Consider the following 2873-nt stretch of genomic DNA (forward strand, 5'->3'; position numbering starts at 1 on the left):
TGACACTCTTCCAAAGTTTACCTTCTAGTGTGTTACAAGCTGGCGCCATTTTTCTTTCAATTATCATTGAAGCTTTACCCTTTGTCTTAATCGGTAGCATCATCTCTGGTGCCATTGAAGTCTATGTCACACCTGAGAAGGTTTATAAATTTCTCCCTAAAAATCGCTTGGGGAGAATCTTTTTTGGTAGCTTCATCGGTTTCCTCTTCCCTTCTTGCGAGTGTGGAATCGTTCCGATCATCAATCGTTTTTTAGAAAAGAAAGTTCCAAGCTATACAGCGGTACCTTTTCTAGTAACGGCTCCTATCATCAATCCCATCGTACTTTTTGCGACTTATTCAGCCTTTGGTAATTCAATTCAAATGGTTCTCCTAAGAGCTTTGGGCGCTATTCTAGTTGCTACTATATTGGGTATCTTTCTTGGATTTTTCTGGGAGGAACCTATTCAAAAGGAAAATAGATTGGCTTGTCATGAGCATGATTTTTCTCACTTGAGTAAAAGTCAAAAAATCCTTCAGGTCTTTATCCAAGCTATTGATGAATTCTTTGATATGGGGCGTTACTTGGTCTTTGGCTGTCTTTTTGCCAGCATAGTCCAAGTCTATGTTCCAACTCGTATCCTGACATCTATCAGCGCAACACCACTACTTGCGATTGTTCTTCTGATGGCCTTGTCCTTCCTTCTATCACTCTGTAGTGAAGCGGATGCCTTTATTGGTTCTTCTCTTCTATCAAGTTTTGGCTTTGCTCCAGTGCTTGCCTTTCTAGTTATAGGTCCCATGCTTGATGTCAAGAACCTACTCATGATGAAGAATTATCTTAAAACGCGATTTATTTGGCAATTCATGGCAATTGTAACTCTTGTTGTTCTTGTCTATTCTTATCTAGTCGGGGTGATGCTATGATTCGATTTTTTATCTTATTTGGCTATTTTATCTTATCCCTTTATCTGCACCTATCAGAGAAGCTCAATCAGTATATAAACCTCCACTACTCTTATCTGGCTTATATCAGCATGGTTTTGTCATTGTTACTAGCCATCGTTCAAGCCTATATTTGCTTTAAGCGTTTGAAAGAACATAGCCACTTACATAGTTTTTCAGCCAAGTTTGCTAGTTTTGCCCTCTTAAGTTTACCCTTGTTAGTTGGATTTACCTTTCCAACTGTCACTCTGGATTCACAAACAGTATCGGCAAAAGGATATTATTTCCCTTTGTCGGAAGGAACTGATAAGGCAATCCAAGCAAGTGAAGGAACGAGCAGTCAGTATCTTAAGCCGGATACCAGTCGCTTTTATTCACAAACAGCTCATGAAAATATTATTCGAAAGAGTGCTGATAAATACTTAGCTCAATCCAGTATAGTTATCAATGATGAAAATTACCTGGAGGTCATGGAAGCTATCTATGATTATCCAAATGAATTTGAAGGCAAGGAAATCGAGTTTATTGGCTTTGTCTACAACGATCCAAATCATACCAATAGTCAATTTGTTTTTCGCTTTGGTATTATGCACTGTATCGCTGATTCAGGAGTTTTTGGACTTTTGACTACAGGAAACACCAATCATTATGAAAATAACACTTGGGTGAGAGTCAAAGGTAATATTAGCAATCACTATCACAAAGAACTCAACCAAGTCCTCCCAACACTTGAGGTCCAGTCCTTCATCAAGGTTGATAAACCTGAGAATCCTTATGTTTATAAAGAGTTTTAAAAAAGTAGCCTTAACGGGCTACTTTTTTATATGAAAATTAATATCAAATTATCTACTATCTAAAAAACTAATTATAATTTACACAATAACAACAATTATTCATTCTTATGTTGTATAGAAATATATCGATAAATCACTATCAGACTCGTATTTTTTCCATGATAGGCTAAAGCCATAATAATCTTCAAATTCGGGATGCCATTCATAATAGAGTGGTACACGGCTATACTTTCTAGTAACAACTTCATCTTCATATTCTGGAGACTCTCCCGCAGTTATCCCAAACTTTATTCCATCGAGTTCCCAGCTATTGCCCAAAACATTTTCATCTGAAAGTTCATCAATCCAACGTGAAGCGTCAATATCAAAATCTGCACATAGCTCCAGTGTGAAGAATTTTCTATAGTTAACCTTTGCAGGCTTAATATAAAAGGCTCCATCCACCTGATACTTTTTATCTTGGGCTCGAATTTGCGAAATTTTCATTGGGATTGGTACTCCATTTAACTCTAACCAAAAGTGCCCCAAGGGAGTTTCGATTCCATGGTAGATTTGTTTAGACTCTATTTTTACTTTTTTCGAGCAAGCATTTAGAATTCTTCCACGCTCAAGTATATTTTTACAAACTATTTTTGAAGTCTCAGGATCAAAAATAGAATACCTACGGATGACCCTCTTTAACTTTTCAACGGGATAAGTGATATCTCTTGGGTAAGCATGATATTTCTGGACTACCAGAGCTATTTTTTCAATATTTTCCTTTCCAGTTGGTACAATCACACCATGCCCAATCTGAATAGTTGGATCATCACAGATATAAGTATATCCATTTCCACCTTCTTGAAACTCAACGACAACGAGATTCAACTCCTGATCAGGATCGAAAAGTGGTTCTGCTTTTGCACTGGTCTAGCGCTCATAAAAAGTGAAACAATCTTTATTATCCTCTTCACCAAAGACCATAAAACTACCACAATTTGGGCACTTCCACATATAAAAGGAAGCCTCAGAAATGTCTTCATAGGAAATTGTATCATTACCATCTTTTTTATTCATGATTTCTACTAATAACTCATCCGAATAAACCGAATAAGCATTTGGATCAGGAGCTTGGTGGTCGTTCATTGCTTGACCACATCTACATGTCCATTTTCTC

The 2873-nt window shown here is 37.1% G+C and carries 2 protein-coding genes and 1 pseudogene; 2 read left to right on the top strand and 1 reads right to left on the bottom strand.

Going from position 1 to position 2873, the window contains the following annotated elements; all coding sequences use genetic code 11:
• The first annotated feature begins 29 nt into the window (after positions 1-29).
• Positions 30-905: a permease gene (locus SINDD18_RS03385; RefSeq protein WP_431305822.1), complete on the top strand. Its 876-nt coding sequence runs from the start codon at positions 30-32 to the stop codon at positions 903-905.
• Entirely contained in the window at positions 902-1717 is an 816-nt protein-coding gene (locus SINDD18_RS03390) for a TIGR03943 family putative permease subunit (protein ID WP_061863076.1), read from the top strand. The genes SINDD18_RS03385 and SINDD18_RS03390 overlap by 4 nt, the downstream gene beginning before the upstream one ends.
• Positions 1718-1822: 105 nt before the next feature.
• Here SINDD18_RS03390 and SINDD18_RS03395 read toward each other — a convergent pair.
• Positions 1823-2873 (bottom strand): annotated as a pseudogene (locus SINDD18_RS03395) (hypothetical protein); the annotation flags it as partial.

Source organism: Streptococcus infantis (genome assembly GCF_001579645.1).
Classification (GTDB): Bacteria; Bacillota; Bacilli; order Lactobacillales; family Streptococcaceae; genus Streptococcus; species Streptococcus infantis_E.

What these genes read in the sequence shown, in the direction of transcription:
- SINDD18_RS03390 (WP_061863076.1), top strand. Translation starts at nt 902, where the DNA reads ATGATTCGATTTTTTATCTTATTTGGCTATTTTATCTTATCCCTTTAT.